20 protein-coding genes and 1 tRNA gene are annotated in these 22,603 nt (G+C 33.2%); 12 read left to right on the top strand and 9 right to left on the bottom strand.

Translation table 11 applies throughout. The features are described 5' to 3' along the window. Positions 1–50 precede the first annotated feature (50 nt). The 11 genes from mraY (at position 51) to ABXT06_RS06735 (ending at position 12,692) form a co-directional block, all read left to right on the top strand. The gene (gene mraY, locus ABXT06_RS06785) at positions 51–1,283 is read left to right on the top strand and encodes a phospho-N-acetylmuramoyl-pentapeptide-transferase (protein ID WP_354590055.1); all 1,233 of its coding nucleotides are present in this window, start codon (positions 51–53) and stop codon (positions 1,281–1,283) included. Further along, complete coding sequence (gene murD, locus ABXT06_RS06780) at positions 1,284–2,615, top strand: UDP-N-acetylmuramoyl-L-alanine--D-glutamate ligase (RefSeq protein WP_354590054.1); 1,332 nt, start codon at positions 1,284–1,286, stop codon at positions 2,613–2,615. A 79-nt stretch (positions 2,616–2,694) separates the two neighbouring features. Then, positions 2,695–4,005 carry an FtsW/RodA/SpoVE family cell cycle protein gene (locus ABXT06_RS06775; RefSeq protein WP_354590053.1) on the top strand — a complete coding sequence of 437 codons (1,311 nt, stop codon included), beginning with the start codon at positions 2,695–2,697 and terminating at the stop codon, positions 4,003–4,005. Positions 4,006–4,050: 45 nt separating this feature from the next. Next, entirely contained in the window at positions 4,051–5,136 is a 1,086-nt protein-coding gene (murG, locus tag ABXT06_RS06770; RefSeq protein WP_354590052.1) for an undecaprenyldiphospho-muramoylpentapeptide beta-N-acetylglucosaminyltransferase, read from the top strand. A gap of 143 nt (positions 5,137–5,279) precedes the next feature. Further along, on the top strand, positions 5,280–6,629 hold the full coding sequence (gene murC, locus ABXT06_RS06765; RefSeq protein ID WP_354590051.1) for a UDP-N-acetylmuramate--L-alanine ligase: 1,350 nt from the start codon (positions 5,280–5,282) through the stop codon (positions 6,627–6,629). Continuing rightward, entirely contained in the window at positions 6,616–7,338 is a 723-nt protein-coding gene (locus ABXT06_RS06760; protein WP_354590050.1) for a cell division protein FtsQ/DivIB, read from the top strand. The genes murC and ABXT06_RS06760 overlap by 14 nt, the downstream gene beginning before the upstream one ends. 6 nt (positions 7,339–7,344) lie before the next feature. Continuing rightward, complete coding sequence (gene ftsA / locus ABXT06_RS06755; RefSeq protein ID WP_354590049.1) at positions 7,345–8,751, top strand: cell division protein FtsA; 1,407 nt, start codon at positions 7,345–7,347, stop codon at positions 8,749–8,751. Positions 8,752–8,828: 77 nt separating this feature from the next. Then, positions 8,829–10,808, top strand: a complete 1,980-nt coding sequence (gene ftsZ, locus ABXT06_RS06750; protein ID WP_354590048.1) for a cell division protein FtsZ — start codon at positions 8,829–8,831, stop codon at positions 10,806–10,808. A gap of 200 nt (positions 10,809–11,008) precedes the next feature. Next, on the top strand, positions 11,009–11,458 hold the full coding sequence (locus ABXT06_RS06745; RefSeq protein ID WP_008467137.1) for a GatB/YqeY domain-containing protein: 450 nt from the start codon (positions 11,009–11,011) through the stop codon (positions 11,456–11,458). An 81-nt stretch (positions 11,459–11,539) separates the two neighbouring features. Further along, a tRNA-Arg gene (locus tag ABXT06_RS06740) sits at positions 11,540–11,613 on the top strand. A gap of 137 nt (positions 11,614–11,750) precedes the next feature. Then, positions 11,751–12,692: an AraC family transcriptional regulator gene (locus ABXT06_RS06735; protein WP_354590047.1), complete on the top strand. Its 942-nt coding sequence runs from the start codon at positions 11,751–11,753 to the stop codon at positions 12,690–12,692. Between the two features lie 317 nt (positions 12,693–13,009). Here ABXT06_RS06735 and ABXT06_RS06730 read toward each other — a convergent pair whose 3' ends face one another. The 8 genes from ABXT06_RS06730 to ABXT06_RS06695 form a co-directional block, all read right to left on the bottom strand. Then, positions 13,010–13,561, bottom strand: coding sequence for a GNAT family N-acetyltransferase (locus ABXT06_RS06730; protein ID WP_354590046.1), 552 nt, complete (start codon positions 13,559–13,561; stop codon positions 13,010–13,012). Positions 13,562–13,709: 148 nt separating this feature from the next. After that, on the bottom strand, positions 13,710–13,895 hold the full coding sequence (locus ABXT06_RS06725) for a hypothetical protein (RefSeq protein WP_354590045.1): 186 nt from the start codon (positions 13,893–13,895) through the stop codon (positions 13,710–13,712). A 30-nt stretch (positions 13,896–13,925) separates the two neighbouring features. After that, positions 13,926–14,783, bottom strand: a complete 858-nt coding sequence (locus ABXT06_RS06720; RefSeq protein WP_354590044.1) for a tol-pal system YbgF family protein — start codon at positions 14,781–14,783, stop codon at positions 13,926–13,928. A gap of 137 nt (positions 14,784–14,920) precedes the next feature. Then, positions 14,921–15,787 (bottom strand): class I SAM-dependent methyltransferase, encoded by an 867-nt coding sequence (locus tag ABXT06_RS06715; RefSeq protein WP_354590043.1) that lies wholly within the window; start codon positions 15,785–15,787, stop codon positions 14,921–14,923. 4 nt (positions 15,788–15,791) lie between these two features. After that, entirely contained in the window at positions 15,792–16,256 is a 465-nt protein-coding gene (locus ABXT06_RS06710) for an Mpo1 family 2-hydroxy fatty acid dioxygenase (RefSeq protein WP_354590042.1), read from the bottom strand. A 46-nt stretch (positions 16,257–16,302) separates the two neighbouring features. After that, the gene (locus ABXT06_RS06705) at positions 16,303–16,818 is read right to left on the bottom strand and encodes a DUF2199 domain-containing protein (RefSeq protein WP_354590041.1); all 516 of its coding nucleotides are present in this window, start codon (positions 16,816–16,818) and stop codon (positions 16,303–16,305) included. A 2-nt stretch (positions 16,819–16,820) separates the two neighbouring features. Further along, positions 16,821–18,068 carry a TMEM143 family protein gene (locus tag ABXT06_RS06700; RefSeq protein WP_354590040.1) on the bottom strand — a complete coding sequence of 416 codons (1,248 nt, stop codon included), beginning with the start codon at positions 18,066–18,068 and terminating at the stop codon, positions 16,821–16,823. A 993-nt stretch (positions 18,069–19,061) separates the two neighbouring features. Beyond that, positions 19,062–19,526, bottom strand: a complete 465-nt coding sequence (locus tag ABXT06_RS06695; RefSeq protein ID WP_354590039.1) for a hypothetical protein — start codon at positions 19,524–19,526, stop codon at positions 19,062–19,064. A gap of 298 nt (positions 19,527–19,824) precedes the next feature. Between ABXT06_RS06695 and ABXT06_RS06690 the strand changes: the two genes are divergently transcribed. Further along, positions 19,825–20,247 (top strand): helix-turn-helix domain-containing protein, encoded by a 423-nt coding sequence (locus tag ABXT06_RS06690; protein WP_354590038.1) that lies wholly within the window; start codon positions 19,825–19,827, stop codon positions 20,245–20,247. A 283-nt stretch (positions 20,248–20,530) separates the two neighbouring features. Here the strand turns inward: ABXT06_RS06690 and ABXT06_RS06685 are convergent, their stop codons facing one another. Beyond that, complete coding sequence (locus ABXT06_RS06685) at positions 20,531–22,528, bottom strand: AAA family ATPase (RefSeq protein ID WP_354590037.1); 1,998 nt, start codon at positions 22,526–22,528, stop codon at positions 20,531–20,533. Positions 22,529–22,603: the final 75 nt, after the last annotated feature.

Below are 22,603 nucleotides of genomic sequence, written 5' to 3'. Positions count from 1 at the left end.
CACAATTGGAATTTGGAATTTCAAAATTGGAATTTAAAAAATAAGAAAATATGCTGTACTATTTATTTGAATATTTTGATAAAACATTGGATCTTCCTGGAACAGGAGTTTTCCAGTACATCACATTTAGGTCAGCTTTGGCATTTATGCTTTCGTTGCTTTTGTCGACTATTTATGGTAAAAGAGTAATTAACTTTTTACGTCGTCAGCAAGTAGGTGAAACCGTTCGTGAGCTTGGTCTTGCAGGTCAGAATGAAAAAGCTGGTACGCCAACTATGGGAGGGTTAATCATCATTTTTGCAACCTTGATTCCGGTTTTGTTATTTGCAAGATTACATAACATCTACATTGTTTTGCTGATTGTAACTACATTATGGATGGGATCAATTGGTTTTGTTGACGATTATATCAAGATATTCAAAAAAGATAAGCAAGGATTAAAAGGTATTTTTAAAGTAATTGGTCAAGTTGGTCTTGGAATCATCGTTGGAGCGGTTCTTTATTTTAATCCTGCCGTTACAGTAAGAACAGATACAGGTCGTACAGATGTGTTTAAAACTGCTGTAAATTCGACAGTTATTGTACCTGCTGGAGTTGAAGAAAAGTCTACAGCAACTACAATTCCTTTCGTAAAAAACAACGAATTTGACTATGCAGAGGTGTTATCTTTCATGGGAGACGGATACGAGAAATGGGCTTGGTTAGTATTTATTCCAGTTGTAATTTTTATCATCACAGCAGTTTCAAACGGAGCAAATTTAACAGACGGAATCGATGGACTCGCCGCAGGAACCTCGGCAATATCCGTCCTCGCGCTCGGGATATTTACGTTTGTTTCTGGTAATATCATTTTCTCAAATTATCTGAACATTATGTATATACCCAATTCGGGAGAAATGACGGTCTTTATATCGGCTTTTGTTGGGGCGCTTATAGGTTTTCTTTGGTACAACTCTTATCCCGCATCGGTTTTTATGGGAGATACAGGAAGTTTGACTATTGGTGGAATCATCGCAGTTTTAGCAATTGCAGTTCGAAAAGAAATATTGATTGTTTTGTTCTGTGGAATTTTCTTAGCAGAAAGTGCTTCAGTAATTATTCAGGTAACTTATTTTAAATATACGAAGAAACGTTTTGGAGAAGGACGTAGAATTTTCCTGATGTCACCTCTTCATCATCATTATCAGAAAAAGGGATATCACGAAAGTAAAATCGTAACCCGATTCTGGATTGTTGCCGTAATGTTAGCCATATTATCAATCATTACTTTAAAACTAAGATAGATGAGGCTAGTAGTTTTAGGAGGAGGAGAAAGCGGAGTAGGAACCGCAATCCTCGGTAAGAAACAAGGGTATGATGTTTTTGTATCCGATTTTGGAAAAATAAAAGAGAGTTATAAAGAAGTTCTTATCATTAATAAAATTGCCTGGGAAGAGGAGCAGCATACAGAAGATTTAATTCTCAATGCAGATGTTGTAATGAAAAGCCCAGGGATTCCTGATAAATCTCCGATAGTAAAAAAACTAATTGCAGCTGGAGTAAAAGTAATTTCTGAAATTGAATTTGCATTTCCTTACACAGAAGCAATGACAATCGGAATTACAGGAAGTAATGGTAAAACGACCACCACTATGCTCACACATCACTTGCTAAAATATGCAGGATTGAATGTAGGTTTGGGAGGAAATATTGGAAAAAGCTTTGCCTGGCAAGTTGCAGAAAATAAGTTTGATGCCTACGTTCTTGAATTAAGCAGTTTTCAGCTCGACGGAATAATAAATTACAGACCCGATATTGCGATAATAACTAATATAAGTCCGGACCATTTAGATCGATATGAATATAAATATGAAAATTATATCAATTCGAAGTTCCGAATAACGATGAACCAGACTGAGAACGATTATCTCATTTACGATGCAGATGATGAGGCAAGTACAGAATGGTTAAAAAAGAACAAAACAAAAGCGAAACTAATTCCTTTTTCATTGACGAAAAAATTTGATGAAGGGGCTTCTATAAATAACAACAAAATGGAAATAAAGATCAACCAAGAAGAGTTTACAATGGATACAGAACACATTGCGTTAGAAGGAAAACATAATATGAAAAACGCCATGGCAGCAAGCTCTGTAGCTAAATTGATGCAAATTAGAAATGCAACAATTCGTGAAAGTTTATCTAATTTCCAAGGTGTTGAGCACCGTTTAGAAAAAGTATTGAAAATACAAAATGTTCAATATATCAACGATTCAAAAGCAACAAACGTAAACGCTACTTTCTTTGCTCTAGATAGTATGAATGCACCAACAGTGTGGATTGTTGGAGGTGTTGATAAAGGAAATGATTACAACGAATTAATGTCGTTAGTGCGTGAAAAAGTAAAAGCTATTATTTGTCTTGGGATTGATAACCGTAAAATTATAGATGCTTTTGGAAACGTTGTTGACATTATGGTTGAAGTAAATAATATGAATGATGCTGTAAAAACGGCTCAAAGATTAACAGAAAAGGGCGACACTGTTTTATTGTCTCCAGCCTGCGCTAGTTTCGATTTATTCGAAAACTACGAAGACCGTGGAAAACAATTTAAACAAGCGGTTCACAACCTGTAAAAATAGTTTCAGATTTCAAGTTTCATGTTAGGAGGAACTTGAAACCAGAAACAAAAAGAAACTTGAAACAAAACAACAGATGAAGGAGTTAGTTAACAAACTAAAAGGTGATAGGGTAATATGGTCATTCGTGGCTTTATTGGCGTTGTTTTCGTTTATGCCTGTTTTTAGTGCGAGTAGTAATTTGGCTTATATAGGGCATGGTACAGGAAATACGCTTGGGTATTTGGTAAAGCATCTAGCGCACATTTGTATCGGATTCTTAATTATTTACTGGGTACACAGAGTGCCATATCATTATTTTAGAGCAATTTCAAAAATTGCACTTCCTGTAGTTTGGATTTTATTGCTTTATACGCTCTTAAAAGGAACTGTAATTGCGGGAGCAAATGCGAGCCGTTGGATTCAGGTGCCTTTTATCGGGATTACGTTTCAGACATCAACATTGGCCGCTATTGTTTTATTTATTTATGTGGCGCGTTATTTATCTAAAACTAAAGAAGAAAATGAGCCTTTTCAAACCTCGTTAATTCAGCTTTGGGTTCCGGTATTTATCACATTGGTGTTGATTCTGCCAGCAAACTTTTCGACTACGGCGTTAATTTTTGCAATGGTTTTGATGCTAACGTTCATAGGTAAATATCCATTAAAATATATTGCTTTTATCATTGGTTCTGGAGTTGCAATGTTAGCATTTTTCCTTTTGGTGGCAAAAGCATTTCCAGATTCAAGATTCTTTAGCAGGGTTTCAACTTGGGAAAGTCGTATTACGAATTTTACAACAGACAAACCAGACGAAGATGATTATCAGATTGAGAAAGCAAAAATTGCAATTGCATCTGGAAAATTAGGAGGATTAGGGCCTGGAAAAAGTGTTCAGAAAAACTTTTTACCGCAATCTTCTTCCGATTTTATCTACGCTATTATTGTAGAAGAATACGGTTTGGTGGGAGGAGTTTCGATAGTAATTCTGTATTTATTATTGTTGTTCAGATTTGTAATAGCTTCTCATAAAGCACCAACCATATTTGGAAAATTAGTTGTCGTTGGAGTAGGGTTTCCTATGATATTTCAGGCTATGATCAATATGGCAGTTGCAGTAGAATTATTACCAGTTACAGGGCAGACGCTTCCATTAATAAGTAGTGGGGGAAGTTCGATTTGGATGACTTGTCTGGGGCTTGGAATCATCATTAGTGTGACACGAAAAGAAGAAGAAATTGCAGAGGATAAACTGGAGAGAGAAAAACGAAAAGAAGCCTTACAGCGATTAATAGATAAAGAAATGGCAGAAGAGGATTTGCCTGCAGATGAAATATATGAAGAAGAGCCAATGTATTCAATAGAAGACAATTCAAGGAATCCGATGAATGCAGTTTTAAACAAATAAGATTAGAATATAAAAATTTTTTAAAAAGTTGTAATTTTTAGAAAGATGACAAAGTATAAATTCATACTTAGCGGAGGAGGAACAGGAGGGCATATCTATCCTGCGATTGCAATTGCAAACGAATTAAAATTACAATTTCCTGATGCAGAATTTCTTTTTGTAGGTGCCAAAGATAAAATGGAAATGCAAAAAGTGCCTCAGGCTGGTTACGAAATAAAAGGTCTTTGGATTGCTGGTTTACAGCGAAAATTGACTTTGCAGAACTTGATGTTTCCGCTTAAATTGGCAAGCAGTTTATTGGAATCAAAAAGAATAATTAAAAAGTTCAAGCCAAATGTGGTAATTGGAACGGGAGGTTTTGCCAGCGGACCTTTATTGCAAGCGGCAGGAGCGGCAGGAATTCCAACAGTAGTTCAGGAGCAGAATTCTTACCCGGGAATAACAAATAAATTGTTGAGCAAAAAAGCGAATGCGATTTGTGTAGCCTATCAGAATTTAGAGCGTTTTTTTCCAAAAGAGAAAATTGTATTAACAGGGAATCCGGTTCGTCAGGATTTAATCGATATTGAAAGTAAGCGTGATGAAGCAATTGCTTTTTATGGTTTAGATCCGAATAAAAAAACATTACTGGTTTTAGGAGGAAGTTTAGGAGCAAGAAGAATCAATCAGTTAATCGAAAAAGAATTGCAAAATTTTCTTTCTCAAGAGGTACAGGTAATCTGGCAATGCGGGAAATTATATTTTGAAGACTATAAAAAATACAATCAGCCAAATGTAAAAGTGGTTGATTTTATTGAAAGAATGGATTTTGTTTACGCAGCCTCAGATGTCATAATTTCACGTGCAGGCGCTTCGTCTGTGTCAGAATTATGCATTGTTGGAAAACCAGTGATTTTTATTCCGTCACCTAATGTAGCTGAGGATCACCAAACTAAAAATGCGCAGGCTATTGTAGACGAAAAAGGTGCGATTTTGTTGAAAGAATCTGAGCTTGACAGTCAGTTTAGCATTGTTTTTGAAGCGCTGCTGAAAGATTCTGGAAAGCAGAAACAATTAAGTGATAACATTAAAAAATTGGCAAAACCAAGAGCGACACAAGATATTGTTGCAGAAATTGTCAAGTTGATTTAGCTGTAAGCTGTAGGCCATAAGCTTTAAGCTTTTTGCGTGCAGTTTAAACTAAAACAAAGTAAGAGAATAAGAAAAAATAAAGACAAAGGTGGAAGGCCTAAAGCTTACTGCCTATTGCTTAAAGCAAATAAAAGCAAAAAGAAATGAATTTAAATCAAATACAAAACGTTTATTTTATTGGTATCGGAGGTATCGGAATGAGTGCTCTTGCTCGTTATTTCAAGTTTATTGGAAAACAAGTTTCAGGTTACGATAAAACGCCTTCTATGCTGACTAATGAATTGATTGAAAGTGGTATAGATATTCATTTTGAAGATAATATAAACTTAATTCCAACGGATTATTATGTTGAAAATACACTGGTAATCTATACACCAGCGGTTCCTAAAACACATTCTGAGTGGAATTATTTTACAGAAAGAAATTATGAGGTTAAAAAGCGTGCAGAAGTTTTAGGAATTATTACTAAAGATACCTTCTGTTTCGCGGTTGCTGGAACACACGGGAAAACAACTACCTCAAGTATTTTAGGACATATTTTGTTTGAGAGTGGTGCAGACGTAACAGCTTTTATTGGGGGAATTGTAGAAAACTATAATTCTAATTTGATAGGAAGCGGTAAAACGGTAACAGTTGTAGAAGCAGATGAATTTGATAGATCATTCCTGCATTTGCATCCAAATATTGCTTGTGTAACTTCTATGGATGCGGATCATTTGGATATCTATGGAACTAGCGATGCTATTCAAGCTTCTTTTAGAGAATTTGCTGCCAAAGTTGAAGATAAAAATCATCTTTTTATAACCAAAGAATTGCCTTTAGATGGTGTTCAATGTGCTATAAATGAAGATGCTGTATATAAGGCTTATAATGTTCGAATAGAAGATGGGGCTTATGTTTTTGATGTGCAGACACCATCAGGAATTATGAAAGATTTACGTTTCGGGCTGCCTGGTAAGCACAATTTAATGAATGGATTGATGGCTATTGCGATGGCTAAAACTTTCGGCACCCCGACCGATTCTATTGCAAAAGCCATTGCTTCATTCAACGGAATCAGAAGACGTTTTTCATATCAGATTAAGAGTGAAAAATTAGTTTATATTGATGATTATGCGCATCATCCGACAGAAATTAATGCTGTTCATCAGGCAGTTAGAGAGCTTTATCCGGGAAAGAAAGTTTTAGCAATTTTTCAGCCGCATTTGTTTAGCAGAACAAGAGATTTTGTTGATGGGTTTGCAGAAAGCTTGTCACAGTTTGATGAAGTGTTTTTGATGGATATTTACCCTGCAAGAGAACTTCCGATGGAAGGAGTTACTTCTGAGTGGCTTTTGGGTAAAATGACAAATACGAACAAAAAAATTGTTGCAAAAGAAGATTTATTGGGTGAAATCAAAGCCAGTGATGCACCTATTATTGTAACAATTGGAGCTGGTGATCTGGGAGAGATGGTTCCGTCAATTAAAAAGGTTTTAAATGAAAATATTTAATTGGGCAAATATTAGATTAGTACTAATTTTCGGACTGGTTCTTTTTCTGTATTCTTTCGCACAACATCGAAATGGCGATCGAAAATTGAAAAAATCTATGGTTGTTTTTGTAGGAGAAAATACGCTTTTTGTGAAGCCAGAAACGGTTAATAAATTGTTGATAGAAAATAAAAGAGACGCTTCCAGTATTAGAAAAGATGAAGTAGATTTGAATAAGATAGAGAAAACCCTCGATACGCAAGAGATGATTGAGAAGTCAAATGTTTTTGTAAGTATCGATGGAATTCTAAAAGCAGTAGTAAAACAGAAGACGCCCATAGCAAGAGTTTATGATGGCGGCGCTTCTTTTTATATTGACTATGAGGGTAATAAAATGCCCTTATCGGACAATTTCACTGCGCGAGTTCCTCTTGTTTCAGGGGCAATAAATGAAAAAAATAACGAAGATTTAGCCGCTTTATTTCGCACAATTTATGACGATGCGTTTTTGAAAAAAAACATCATTGCCATCGAGATTATGCCGAATGGAAGCTTAAAAATGTTTAATCGAAACTTTGATTACTTCATAGATTTCGGAAGAACGATGAATGTTGATAAGAAATTTAGAAACTATAAAGCGTTTTTTCAAAAAGCAGTTTTAGATAGTTCGTTATACAAATACAAAAAAATTGACCTTAGGTTTACGGAACAAGTAGTTTGCACTAAATAATAGAAAATGGAAAAAGATAACATTGCAGTAGGTCTAGATATTGGAACAACCAAAATCGTTGCCATGATTGGCAAAAAAAATGAATATGGTAAGTTGGAGATTTTGGGCATTGGTAAATCCAAAAGTTTGGGTGTTGCCAGAGGGGTAGTAAACAACATTACGCAGACGATTCAGTCTATACAGCAGGCTATAGTCGAAGCAGAAAATAATTCAGGATACAAAATCAAAGATGTGGTTGTGGGTATTGCCGGACAACACATCAGAAGTATTCAGCATACTGATTATATCAGCAGAAATAATCCAGAAGAAGTAATTGGCGAAAAAGATATTCAGCTTCTAATCGATCAGGTAAATAAACTGGCGATGTTACCAGGAGAAGAAATTATCCACGTTTTGCCACAAGAGTTTAAAATCGACGGACAGTCTGAAATTAAAGAACCAATCGGAATGTACGGCGGAAGATTAGAATCTAGTTTTCACGTTGTAGTTGGTCAAGCATCTTCAATCAGAAATGTTGGAAGATGTATTCAGAGTTCAGGAATTGAATTGTCTGGATTAACATTAGAGCCATTAGCTTCGGCAGATGCTGTTTTAAGTCAAGAAGAAAAAGAAGCTGGTGTTGCACTTATCGATATTGGTGGTGGAACAACAGATTTAGCTATTTTCAAAGATGGCATCATTCGCCATACAGCTGTAATTCCTTTTGGAGGTAACGTAATTACAGACGATATCAAAGAAGGATGTTCTATTATTGAAAAACAAGCTGAGCTTCTAAAAATAAAATTCGGATCTGCTTGGCCAGGAGAAAATAAAGACAACGAGATTGTTTCTATTCCAGGTTTAAGAGGAAGAGAGCCTAAAGAAATTTCGCTTAAAAACTTATCAAAAATTATCCATGCAAGAGTTGTGGAAATTGTAGAGCAGGTTTTTGCAGAAATTAAAGCTTACGGGCACGAAGATCCACGTAAAAAACTAATTGCTGGAATTGTTTTAACAGGTGGAGGTGCTCAATTAAAGCATATCAAACAGCTTGTAGAATACATTACGGGAATGGATACTAGAATTGGTTATCCTAACGAGCATTTGGCTGGAAACTCTAGTGATGAAATCTCTAGTCCGCTATTTGCGACTGCAGTAGGGTTAGTAATGAACAGTATCGAAAACAGTTCGCAAAGTGCTGTTAGATTGGAAATGGTTCAAGAACAGCCAAAAGTTGTTTACAGAACTGCTCCGCCAGTACAGCGATACGAAGTTGAAGAAAACTACGTTGAGAAAGTAGAAACAATTGAGGAGCCTAGAGAAACCGTAAGTCAAAGGGTGCCGAAAAATGAATCTACTGAAACCAAAATAAGAAGATCATTTTTTGATCGATATGTCGACAAAATCAAAGAATTTTTAGACAACGCAGAATAATAAAAAGAGAAGGATTATTTCTTGCCCCAAGTCAAGAAGTAAAAAATGTACTTAATAAGAATTAAAAAACCAAAAAGATGATGAGCAACTCAGAATTTGGAAGTATTTCATTTGATTTACCAAAAAATCAATCAAATGTAATCAAAGTAATAGGTGTAGGTGGAGGCGGAAGTAACGCGATTAACCACATGTTTAAACAAGGTATTAAAGGCGTAGATTTTATCGTTTGTAATACCGATTCGCAAGCGCTTCAAAATAGCTCAGTACCAAATAAGATTCAGTTAGGACTTAATTTAACTGAAGGATTAGGAGCTGGAGCAAACCCAGACGTTGGACAGCAGTCGGCAATCGAAAGTATTTCTGATATTGAAAAAATGTTGGATAAGAATACTAAGATGGTATTCATTACTGCTGGTATGGGTGGAGGAACTGGAACTGGTGCAGCTCCGGTAATTGCTCAATTAGCAAAAGAAAGAGAAATATTAACAGTTGGTATCGTGACCATTCCGTTTCAGTTTGAAGGGAAAGTGCGTCAGGAGCAGGCGATTATTGGAATCGAGAAATTGCGTAAGCAAGTAGATTCTTTAATTGTAATCAACAATAATAAATTAAGAGAAGTATACGGAAATCTTGGTTTTAAAGCAGGATTCTCTAAAGCGGATGAAGTTTTGGCAACAGCCTCTAGAGGTATTGCTGAAGTAATTACGCATCACTATACTCAAAATATCGATTTACGTGACGCAAAAACAGTTTTAGCTAATAGCGGAACTGCGATTATGGGATCTTCTGTAGCGGAAGGCGACAACAGAGCTAAAGATGCTATTGTTTCTGCGTTAGATTCTCCATTATTGAATGACAATAAAATTACGGGTGCCAAAAACGTATTGTTGCTTATCGTTTCTGGAACTAATGAGATCACTCTTGACGAAATTGGAGAAATTAACGATCACATTCAAGCTGAAGCTGGTTACAATGCAAATATTATCATGGGAGTTGGTGAAGACGAAACTCTTGGTGAAGCTATTGCTGTAACAATTATTGCTACAGGATTTGATGTAGAACAACAAAATGAAATTGTAAATACAGAGCCAAAGAAAATCATTCATACGTTAGAAGATGAGCAGAGAAGTGTTCATAATTTAACTAATAAGCCAATTTCTTCTTTCGATTTAACTGTTGATACACCAACAGCAAAAGTGGAAGATAAAGTTGTTTTTGATTTAATTGACGACGATGAAACTTTTACTCCAACTGCACAGGCTGTTGCTCCAGCAATCAATCAGGAAGAGTTAGTGGTAATGTCTGAGTTTATTAAAAATCTAGACGTGACTTTCGAAATTGTTTCGCCAATTACAGATATTGACTTTACAATTTCTGCACCTGAGGCGCCAGCTGTTCAGCAAATTCAGCAACAACAGCCAGTGCAACAGCAGAGAGTTTTTGAAAGAGAAGAACAAACAACATTCTCTTTTGATCTTCCTTTGTTTAAACAAGAGCCTGTAAAAAGAGAGCCAGTTGCAGAAGATAATAGAGTTTTGTTTGAATTGACAAATGAAACACGCGAAATTAAAGTAAACGATCCGGTACAATTTGTTCCTGTAACTGAAGTTTCAGATAACGGAATTATTAAATATTCTCTAGAAGAATATATGGAGGTTGAAAATGATTTAATGGCTTCTAAACCGGTTGAAAAAGTTGTTGAAGATACAATTCCAGAGGAATTAAACATCACATTGAAACCAAGACCTGATTTTACTAGTCAGCCTGATTTCTCTACAACCTCTGAAGTTTCTCCTTTAGAATTGACTATTGAAGAAACATTGCGTTTAAGAGCAGAAGAAAGAAGAAAGAAACTAAAAGAATTTAACTATAAGTTCCATAACAATGTTTCTAGAATCGATGAGTTGGAAAAAGAGCCAGCTTACAAAAGATTAGGAATAGATTTGTCTAATTCTCAGTCTAATAATACAAATTCTAGAATCTCTGTTGGAACAGACAGTAATAATGATTTACAATTACGTTCAAACAATTCATTTTTGCACGATAACGTAGATTAATTTTTAGAATCATAATATTAGGTAACCCGAAAATTGGATTTAATTTTCGGGTTATTTTTTTTATCTTCGCACAGAATTTCAAAATTTGACTTCTCAAATAGGTTTTTAAAGTGAATCTTGTTGTCACCCTGAGCGAAGTCGAAGGGTCAAATTAATACATCAATTAATAAGCGTTGGCTTATTCTAATAAAAATATAAACATGAGTTTACAAACACAAATCATGGACGAGATCAAAACGGCCATGAAAGCAAAAGATACAGTAGCATTAGAAGCTTTAAGAGCTGTAAAATCTGAATTGTTATTAGCTTCAACAGCTTCAGGATCTAAAGAAGATTTATCTGAAGATGAAGAAATTAAATTGCTTCAAAGATTGGTTAAAACTCGTAAAGAAAGTGCAAGAATCTTTACAGAGCAAAACCGTCCAGATTTAGCAGAACCAGAATTGGCTCAAGTTGCTGTAATAGAGAAGTTTTTACCAGCTCAATTGAGTGAAGAAGAAGTAGAGGCTGTAGTAGCAAAAATCATTGCTGAAACAGGAGCTTCTGGAATTGCTTCAATGGGTAAAGTAATGGGATTAGCATCTGCTCAATTAGGCGGAACTGCTGAAGGAAAAACCATTTCTACAATTGTGAAAAAATTACTTTCGTAAATATAATTTTAGATTTTAGACTGTAGATTTTAGATTCCAATCAGCAATCTAAAATCTATAATCTAAAATCATAAATAAACTGACCTCGTAGTTCAACTGGATAGAATATCAGATTTCGGCTCTGAGGGTTGGGGGTTCGAACCCCTCCGGGGTCACTGTAAAATTTAAAAGCCTGAGAATGTATGTTCTCAGGTTTTTTTATGGTTCAAAAATACATTCTTAAATTTGGCTTCAATATTAGCTTACACCTTCCAGAAATCTTTAGTCGAAACAATATCATAGATCTAAAAACATGACAAAAGAAGAGTCTATTAAAGAGTATTATTTTAGAATCAATAAGAGTATAGATTATATTAAAGAAAACCTTCATGAGGAACTTTCTTTAGAGAAATTGGCCATTCTTTCGAATTTTTCAAAATTTCATTTTCATAGAATTTTTAAGTCGGTTACAGGAAGAACAATTAATGATTTTATTAAAAATGCAAAAATTGAAAGAGCTCTATTTTTTTTAATGAACAATCCTTCAAAAACAATTAGCGAAATAGCAACTGATTGTGGCTTTTTAAGTATTTCATCCTTTTCAAGAGCTTTTCGTGAAGTTAAACAGCAAACACCTTCTGAATGGCGGAAGTTGTATAAAAATAGCAATATTAGTATAATAGATAGCAATATTGGAAAAATGCAGTCCGAAATCGAAAACTACCTTGCACTCAAATTAAATAATTTAAAAAGTATTGAAATGAGTGAAACTATGAAACTTGATTTTGAAATCAAAAAACTGGATGCAATTAATGTTATTTACATTCGAAATCTGAATATTCACAAGCACGATAGTGAAACATTTGAAGATATGTTTAAACAGCTTTTTAGCTGGGCTTCTCCAAGAAATTTGGTGAATTTTCCTGAAACAAAAGCATTAACTGTTTATAGAAGCAATGCTAATTTAGAAGGAATGCTTCAGGCAGATGTTTGTTTGTCTGTCCCTGAAAAAATAGTGGGAGAAGGAATAATTGGCAATACGACAATAAGCGGCGGATTGTATGCTATTTTTCACAAAGAAGCTCCAATGTTAGAATGTTTTAAAACATGGAATTATATTTACAAAGTATGGTTTGAAGAAAATGGATATCAGCCAGATAATAGAAATTTCTTTTTGAGTCATTTAAATGATCCTAAATCACATCCCGAAAATCATCACATTATTGATATTTATATTCCAATAAAATTACTGTGAAAATTAAAAAAATGTAAATTCCAACAGGACTAGAAACTTCTAAATTCAAATCTATGAAATTGTCCTTTAAAGTCTCGTTTTCTTTTACAGCTAATGGCTTGCAATTCAATTTTAGGGTAAATTATTTTTAAATATTATATAGAAGTACTTAAACTAAGATGTTACTTAAATAGAAAATAGGCATTAGATTAACCATAAAAAAACCTGAGAATACAGATTCTCAGGTTTTTTTATGGTTTTAAAATTTTTTAAATTTTCTTTAGTTTAAAAGTGCCTAAAATTAAAAGAGATTTTGATTCGAACTTTGACAGGCAATTCTACTTATTAATTTGATTATTTCTTAAAGTGTAAGTTACCAGATTTTTTATATTTTCATGGGTATTATTATATTTTTTATTCTCCAATTCAAAGTTCATTTTTTTTAATATCGATACAGAATTAGTATTGTCAGAAGATGGAAAAGCAGTTATTATTTTTGCTTTTATTTTTTCAAACGCATATTCTATTACTTTTTTGATTGCTTCAGTCATTATTCCTTTGCCTTGAAATTCACTCAACATTTCATATCCTATTTCTACAATTTCATTTTCAATATCAAAATTCCATAAACAAACTGAACCAACTAGGTTGTTATTTCCTTTTTCCGTTATGACCCAATAAATGCACTCATTTTTCGCAATTAAATTTTGCATTTTAATTATATATTCTTCTGCTTTTTTTAAGCTTGAAGAATTCTCTCTTCCAACAAAAGCATTTACAATTGCATCAGAATGTAATTTATGAATTAAAGCAACATCAGTGTTTTCAATATTTCTTAATACTAATCTTTCGGTAATCAGTTTAGGGAAATCTTTAAAATTCAATTCCATTCTGTGTTTTTTTGATTAATTTTTTATGCGAAATTTTGGCTTTTGCTTGACACTAATGAGTTAATACAACTGAAAAACATCAGACATATTAACCGATATTTGGCAGATATATCTCATAAACTTTTCGAGGTTTATTATTAATTATATTTTATTTCTTTTTAGAATTTCTAATAATATAATAAACTGAAAATAAAAAGACAATACCATAAATAACAGCCATTGCCGGATTCTCAAATTTTAGATTTTTAAAATCAAATTGCTTGTATAAGGTTACGCCTAAAATGATGGCTACTATCCAAAAAACAAATGTTATAGGTTGGTTTTTATTTTCCATATTTAGATTGTTGGTTGTTAAATATCTTAGTTATAGTTTATCCTGTTCAGCTCTTAATAAATCAAAAATACTCTCGCTTTTAAAGTTCTCCATAAACAAGTTAATTAGAGGAACTGTTGGGCTTTTTGGATATTTTTTCATGAATCGGTTAAATTCCTGAATGTTTTCTGGATAAATATATTTTTCATCTGTTGCTCTCTCGGCTGTTGGCGTATTGTCTTGACCAACTAAATAATCCATCTGATAATTTTTGTATTCTTCTTTTACAGATGGAATTAATTTTGAATCAGGATATTTGGTCATAAAATTTTCCCATGAAATTACTCTGTCGCCTAGATCTTTAAAAGAGATTACAAGTCCAGCATCTGCAGAATATAGCGTTTTGTTTTCTTCGCTTTTTAAGTACAGATAATCTCTGTAATCGTTAGTTACGTAATCTTTGAAAATGGTATAATAGAAATCATGTAAAGGTTCTATTTCGACATAACCTTCTCCAATTTCCCAAAACTGTAATTGATGTTTCGAAAGTTTTTCACCCAAAAGCTTAACGGCTTTTTTATTGGCTTCGTCTTCATTGTAAAATTTATCTAATACTCCAACCTCTTTTCCTGCTATTTGTTGCAGTAAAGAACTGTTTTCTTCAAAATACTTTTCATACAAAGCATTGGCTTCTTGCTTAGAAAGCGTTTTTAATTTTAGAACAACTTCATTTTTATTTTTAGAAAACTGTTCTAATAAATCAGAACTTACTTGTGCTGTTTGAGATGAATCTTCAACTTTAGCGGTGTCTTTCTTTGTTTCTTTTTTCTCTGGAATGTTTTTGGTATCTGTTTGTTTGCAAGAAGAAAGTAAAATTACGGAAGTAATTACTGTGAAGAATTTTCTCATTTTCAGGTTTGGTTTATTGAGCTAATATAGAAAATATTTAAAGTATATTTATCTATAAAAAGAAGAATTATCTCATAAATAAAAAACAGAAAACATTCAGCATTATAACGCTGCTCACTAATTGATGCTAAAAATATTTATTCTTTTATACCAATTGCAGTTCTGTAAAATTCATATCCCTTTTCAGAACGTTTAGGAAGAAATCTTTTGCGGTATTCATTGGCTCCCAAATCTTCTAAAAGCCGAATTTGAAACTTATTTAAATAGCTTGGCAATTCTTCGGGCAGAAAACCAAAAGTCCAATGTTCTTCTATCTTTTCAAGGTCTTCCAAAAGTTTTTTGCCCCCTAAAAAAGATTCTGGATTTATGAGAATGTCTTTATGGACGTAGGTAAAAATAATGTGGCTGTTGGCGGCAAATTTAGAAATAAAAACAAACGTGCTTTTTACAGCTTCTTCAGTAAGATAATTAGTCACGCCCTCCCAAATAACTGCCGTAGGCTTTGAAAAATCCAAATTGTGTTCCAGTGCCAATTGATCAAGGTTTTGTTTATTGAAGTCAATCTGCAGGAATTTTACGTTTTCAGGAATTTGTCCGATTCGGTTCTTATAAATTTCAGCTTTAAAATTGGAAGTATTCGGATGATCTATTTCTATTACGGGAATAGATTGTAAAAAATTAAGACGCACAGCTCTAGTGTCAAAACCAGCTCCTAAAATTATAACCTGTTCAACTCCATTAGAAACAGCTTTTTCAAGTAAACTGTCAATATATTTTGTCCTTGCAATTCCTGACGACAATGCACCAGGAATCTTTTTGTTTATTGTATTGAAAATATATTTGGCAATCAGTGAAAATTGAGACAAATGCGTTACAATTCTTAATTTCGAATCTAAGAAATGGATAGCATAAGGATCAGCAAATAATCTCTCACGCTGTCTGGTTTCTAATGCTCTAAAGAAAGCCATATATTGCGCTGTTCTGCTTGTTTTATCAGCTTTCATGATATTACTTTCTAGAAAACAAATTCTCCACAACCCAAGCAGGACCAATCAATAAAAACTGAAGATCTTTTAAGAAAGAAGGTTTTTTGCCTTCGATATTATGTCCATAAAATTGTCCGATCCAAGCAATAACGAAAACGCCGATTGAAAATGCCCACAACGGAACAACTTGTCCGATATAATAATTTAGGACTAAACAGATTCCCGAAAACACAGCAATTTTAACCGCCATTGCAACCGATAATCTGATGTAGAAAACCAAAACAAAAACCAAAACAACAAAAGCCCAGTTTTCGATAATAGGCAAATTTAAGTTTAAAGTATTGGCAATAATTCCGCTAGGAATACTCATTAACAATCCAACGATCGAAAAGAAAATTGCGGGAACGCAAATATAGTGTATCGCTTTGTTGGTTGGGTTTTGGTGACTTACGGCATATTCTGCAAACCATTGATCTAATGTTCTCATTTTTTGTGGTTTTAAGGTTAGATGCGTAAATCTAATAAAATTTCTTTTAGCTTTTACCGTGCTGAATTTTCATTATCTCATCTACAATAGAAATGGCTTTTTCTAAGGTAATTCCGTTTTCTTGATCGAGGGTTAAAGGATGATTTTCTTCGATCATTTTTATTTCTGGAATTAAACCTAAACCTTGTTCAATAGCAATTGATTTTAAAGATAAAGTTTCGCCGTAAGTAGGAACATTAGACTGCATCCAGCCAAAATAAGGTTCTTGGTTAACTCTTTCTGGATCTTCCCATAAATCCATTCGAAGGCAGAAATTATCTTCGCTTAGCGTGGTCCAAACATTAAAAACCAAATCTTCATGGTAATCAATTATCGGAATTGTCAATCTTCCTCGATGAAAAAAATGTTCTTCATCTACATAACACCAACTTCCTCCAAACTCAACTCGTTTTTCTCTTTCTTCTGGCGGAATTGTAAAATAATAAGCAGGGAATTCGTTTCCAAAACACAAAGGCATTTGGTCAAAAACTTCTCCGCAACAAGAACATTTGTAAGTATGCATTTTTAGTATTTTAAAGAATCTACTTTTTGGTTGTATTGAAAAACATTATCCCAAAGCTCATCAATTGTAATAAGCGCTTCGTTGAGCGGAATCACTTTCCATTTTCCGTTTGTTTCTATTCCCAAACCAATGCTTTTTAATTTCAATAAAGCATCATTTACATCAAAATCCAAATCGGTGTTTAGTTTGGTTTGAAACCAAGATTCTATTTGCTGGTCTAGTTCTTCGGCTGTTAAAGCATCTTCGCTTTCGTGCAAAAATGTATAAGCGAGAATGGTTTCTTTTAAAGCTTCTTCTTCAGAAGAATTTAGTAAAGAATAAAAAGCACCGCTGTTATTTCCAATATTCTTAAAATACAAACTATCTGAAAGTGTTTTAGAATATCTGATTTTCTTGTTTATAAAGTTATTGTATTGACGGAAACAATAAGCTCCTAAGATTCCCAACGCAATTAATCCTTGATTTAAGGAAGTTTTGCTGTTTAGTAAATCGATTGTTTCGCCCGTTTGATAAGCTTCGTACATATTAATCAAGGCCGGAATTACTTTGGCGCTTAATAACGAAAGTCCACCAAAAACACCCGGAACCCAAAGCAGCAATTTGTCCTTAAGAGACATTTTCGGAATAGCATTCGGAAAGATGGTTTCAATATCGTTTTTAGGAACACGCTTAAAGATCTTCAGTGCAATAGAACCGGGATCGATTGGCATTTTTCCTAATTTGACTTTCTTTTCTTTTAGGTAATCTGCATCGCTGTAATTAAGATAAATCAGCACTCGGTCATAATATTCAATTTCGACTTCTTTAGTCCAGAAAAAGTACTTTTTGACCTTTTCTTTTGCTTTATGATGGCCACGCGCATAGAGTTCAAAATCTTTGAAAGCATTAAAATCGATAGCAAGATTCAATCCAATCAAATCAGATTCGTTAAAGGCATCGTTTAAAGCTTTTTGGTTGATTCTGTAGTAATTGCCTCGTTCGAGAACTTTCAGCAGCGTTTCTTTAAAAACAGGAAAATTGCTTTTATTGATAAACTGTTCACGTTCTTTTTCGCTTAAATCGGGATCGTAGAGCGCGTAATGCTGTTTTAGATTTCGATTAAGATTAAAAGATTCGTAATGGTAATAGTGTTCGATAATTTCGAATAACTTCTTAAAATCACCAACCTTTTGCGGATCTTCAGCAAAGGCAGCGATTTGCTGTTCCAATAAAAATTCTTTGTTAAACGGAATATAATGTTCTCTAGTCATGCGGACTTAATTTCGTGGCTTTTACAGAACGCAAAAATAAGGCTTTTTTTTTAGGTGCAGAGGTGCAGAGGTACAAAGCAACAGAGGTTTCTAAGAGTGATGTTTTTTTAACGCAAAGTGCGCTAAGAATTTTTAATGAGTAGACTTAATAAAAACGTAAAAGTTCGCAAAGCTAGACAGAAACGAACTTTGCGAACTTTATGTTTGGAAAAAATAATTACCATCTAATATTCAAATATAGCCGGCGGTTTCAACCGCGGAGATGTCCAGAGATGAATTGGGATATACATTGTGTCCCCGTGGTTGAAACCACGGGCTATGTTGAAATAAAATTCGCAAAGCTTTGTGTCCTCACAAACTTCTTAAAAAAAACTTAGCGAACTTTGCGTAACCCTTTGCGCTCTTTGCGGTTAATTTTTTTTAACGCAAAGTACGCTAAGAATTTTTAATGCGAGACTTAATAAAACCGTAAAAAGTTCGCAAAGCTTTGTGTAGATCAAGCTTTGTGTCCTCACAAACTTCTTAAAAAAAAACTTAGCGAACCTTGCGTAACCCTTTGCGCTCTTTGCGGTTAATTTTTTTTAACTCAAAGTACGCTAAGAATTTTTAATGCGAGACTTAATAAAACCGCAAAAAGTTCGCAAAGCTTTGTGTAGATCAAGCTTTGTGTCCTCGCAAACTTCTTTTAAAAAAAAACTTAGCGAACTTTGCGTAACCCTTTGCGTTCTTTGCGGTAAAAAAAACATCACGTTTAAAAACAAAAAAAAGTGAAATTTCCAATCGGTACCAGCGACTTGAAATTCCACTTTCTGTTCCAAAAAAAAAGTGACAAAAAATTAAAAAGCTTTCTATTAGAAAACCTTGCCTAAACTAAAAATTATTCAGTACAATATTAGCACAAAACAAAATGATGGCTATGAGTATTTATACCTGTTTTTTTTGAAGGTACAAAGGAGCAAAGGTTCAGAGGTTCAAAGTTTAGAGTTGCAAAGGTTATTGTAATACCGTTTTTTTAAGTTCGATTACGCCTTGAATGTATTTTATTAATTCTTCTTTTGTAACCGCAAAAGGAGCTTTTTCAGCTTCGAAGTCTAAATACAAATTGGCAATACTTTCGGCATCGAGGTTTTGAGTGAGGTAATGATGCTCTGCATATTGTATAAGATGATCTACAAAAAGTTCGCGTTGTTTTCCTTTTTCGATTGTTTCTAGATCACCTTCTTTTATTTTTTCTATTACAGATTCTGGCAGATCGATTGTGAGATACATGCAGTCTACAGCAACTTTAGAAAGTAACTCTTTGGGGACTCTTCCTGTTGCATCGCAGTAGGCGCAGGGTGCGGGAACCCATTTTAATTGACGATTTAAACGGCGGATATCAGCCCAATCAACAAATCTTTTTCCAAGACATCTCGGACATTTTGTATCTGATCTTCTAAAAAAATTAAAAATGTTCATTGGTTTGTAAGTGGCTTTTGGTTTGGTTGGCGCGAATTTAAATAATTAAGTAAGAAAAGTTTCTTAGTTTGCCATTTTTTTTAAGAAAATAATTAACAAAATCGCGAATTTGGATAAGCGTTGTACTTTTAAAAACCCTGTAATTACTCGTGATGCGGGATTTTGGTCTTGTATTAGATTTAGTACAAAAAGAGAAGACCGATGCTTTTTTAGTTGTGCGAAAAACGATACTTTTGTTAGACAGAAAGGTGTTATAATGAAATAAAAAACTTTGAAGAATTTTAAATATCTTTGAATTATGAGCACAGCAACAAAACCAAAACATATCGGCAGAAATATCAGCCGAATTAGAGAGCTTAGAGGTATGAAACAAGAAGCGCTTGCTATTTCTATTGGAGTAAGCCAGCAATCTATTTCTAATATTGAGGGAAGTGAAACCATCGATGACGAAAGACTAAATAAAATTGCCGAAGTTTTAGGCGTTTCTGCAGAGGCTATTAAAAGTTTTAGTGACGAAGGAGTTATTAATTATTTTAATACTTTTAATGAAACTGATTTTAGTAATAGCCAAGGTGCATTTGGTCATCATGATCAATATACTTTTAATCCAATCGAAAAGCTGATTGAATCTTATGATGAAAATAAGAAACTTTATGAACGTTTATTAGAATCGGAAAAAGAGAAGATTTCTTATTTGGAAAAGTTGCTTAAAGAGAAATAGGATTTTATAAAATAGTATAAAAATGGAAAAAGAGACTTTAAAAGTCTCTTTTTTGTTAGATATAAGTGTAAAATTAATCTATGGTAAACAGAAAGCTAACCACTCTGCCAATAAGTGTAGCATAAAACCAAAATTGTAAATTGGCTTTTATTCTTTCGTTGCTTTTTTCAATATTCATTAAGTATATTGTTTGCTTTTCTAATAATTCCCTTTCTGGTAAATCTTTTACCGAATCCCTCGTAAGGGGTTTGGATTTAGTTAAAAATTCTTTTTATTGTCTGCACTAGTTTTGATTAGACAAATTTATTTGAGCGATTTTTGAGTTTATGTAGAGTTGTGATAGAAATGCATTTTTTCTTCCAAGTCCAATTGTTACGGGATCTGATTCAGCTGAATTCCTTAATGAAATTATTTTCTCAAATGTATTTTTTTCAAGATCTACTAATGTTTTAAGAATATCTACTTTTTTGATTTGACGTAACTTGTTTTTAGGGAATAAAGCACATGTGACAGTCTCTTCCTTTCCTGAAATTTTAATTTCAGAAGGCAGTGTTTTAAGTCCAAAAAGTGATTTTAATTCTTCAATATCTAAAAGAATAAAGCCCTCTTTTCCAATTTTTTCCCCTTTAGTTAGAATTTTTGCTTCAATAATTACTAAAAAACCATTCTGAGTAAGTGACTGAATGATTTTGTTTAGGACGATCATCCAGTCTTTAATTGGAATTTCGTGGAGAACATTACATAATAAAATGAAATCAAATGAATTTTTAGGTAATTCATTATGATTTTTAAAAATTTGATTCACGCCAATTTTTTTTAATTGCGTATGCAAATTATTGTCAGGCTCTAAAGCGCTATAGCTTATTTTTTGAAAAAAATCATAATCAGATTTTAATTGCTCGAAAATACGCCCTTTTCCTGCTCCAAAATCTAAAAGTACGTTGCTCTTTGTGTCTCCATTCTTTTCTATTGCTTTTTTAAAAGCTTCTACTTGTGGGTCATTTGGATTTGCAGTTTCTATAACTTCAGGATTTGTAAAACATTCTGACATGAAATTAACAAATGTCCACGTTGATATTGATGATAAAAAATCTGACAATTTATTTATCCTATCCTCAATACCCATTAATTGTGATAAAGAAGCGCTAACATTACTTTGAGAGGGATGATTAATTTTTCCGTTTTTGACCATGAAAATTTCATCATAATTTAAGTGTGAAAGAATATTTATTGAGTGGGTTGCAAAAATAAGTTGACCATTTTCTCCAATAGCTGTTCTTAAGCCATTTATTAAATCAATTTCAGATTCAGGATGCAAATGCAGTTCTGGTTCATCTACAAGAATAATACTTTCTTTAATGTTTAGGTTAGGATTTTGATCGATCAAAAATAAAAGGAGGGCATATGCAAAAAGAGATTTTTCACCATTAGAGAATTCATTGTAATCAAAATCCCTACCCTCAATTTTCCAAACACCAATAAATGTGACGTCATTACCTTTGTCAGTTAAATTTCCTTTCAACATTTTTTGTTCCCATGTAAGATCTTTTTTTAGGAAATTTTCAACTAGTTTTTTTAATGATTGAAATCTTTTATATGAGACCCTATCTTCTATTTTTTTTTTATTAACTAAGCATTCATATTGATCATAAGCTAATTGATGTGGTAATCTCGATAAAAATTTTAGGCCACTTTTATGAATCAGTTTAAATTCATCATAAGGGTTATTGTCTGTGACCATTTCAATTAAATTTTCAAATGTTATAGTATCATTTGAGGTGTCGTTTATTGCATCTTGCAGTTGCTGTATTTCTTCATGTTTTATTCTTCTAAGAAATTTTCCTTTTAAAGGAGGTAACTCAGCCTGTATTTGATTAACTAAATTGTGAACTATATTTGCATCTTCAGTGCGTATTAGTCTTTTGTTTTGGCGAAGTAAATTATCTATCTTTAAAGATAATTCATGATTTTTTGGAGCTTTTTTTAGTTCTTCTCTCAATTCCGAAATTAGACGTAAATTTCTCAGATATGGTAAAGCAGGATATAGTAAATCAGCAGAATTTTTAATTGATTTTGGCAATCCCGTCACTGTATTGTCAATTAACTCTAAAACATTAACATTTTTGAATAAATTTTGTTCTAATAAATCTAAAATTCTTGTTTTACCAGAACCATTTTTGCCAACTAATGCAATAATATTACTTAATCTATTCAATTGAATCTCGTCAATACCTTTTAAATCTGTAATCTTTGAGTTAATGCTTATTTTATTGAATTTCATTTTTTGTAAAATTTATAATTGAAAAATTTAATATCTTCTATCAGCAATTTCATGATCTGTTAAAGATTTTAGTTA

It is taken from the genome of Flavobacterium sp. UW10123 (genome assembly GCF_040538975.1).
In the GTDB taxonomy this organism is placed as follows: domain Bacteria; phylum Bacteroidota; class Bacteroidia; order Flavobacteriales; family Flavobacteriaceae; genus Flavobacterium.
Note: the sequence above shows the minus strand (reverse complement) of the source record. Positions and strands in the feature narration are given on the sequence as shown.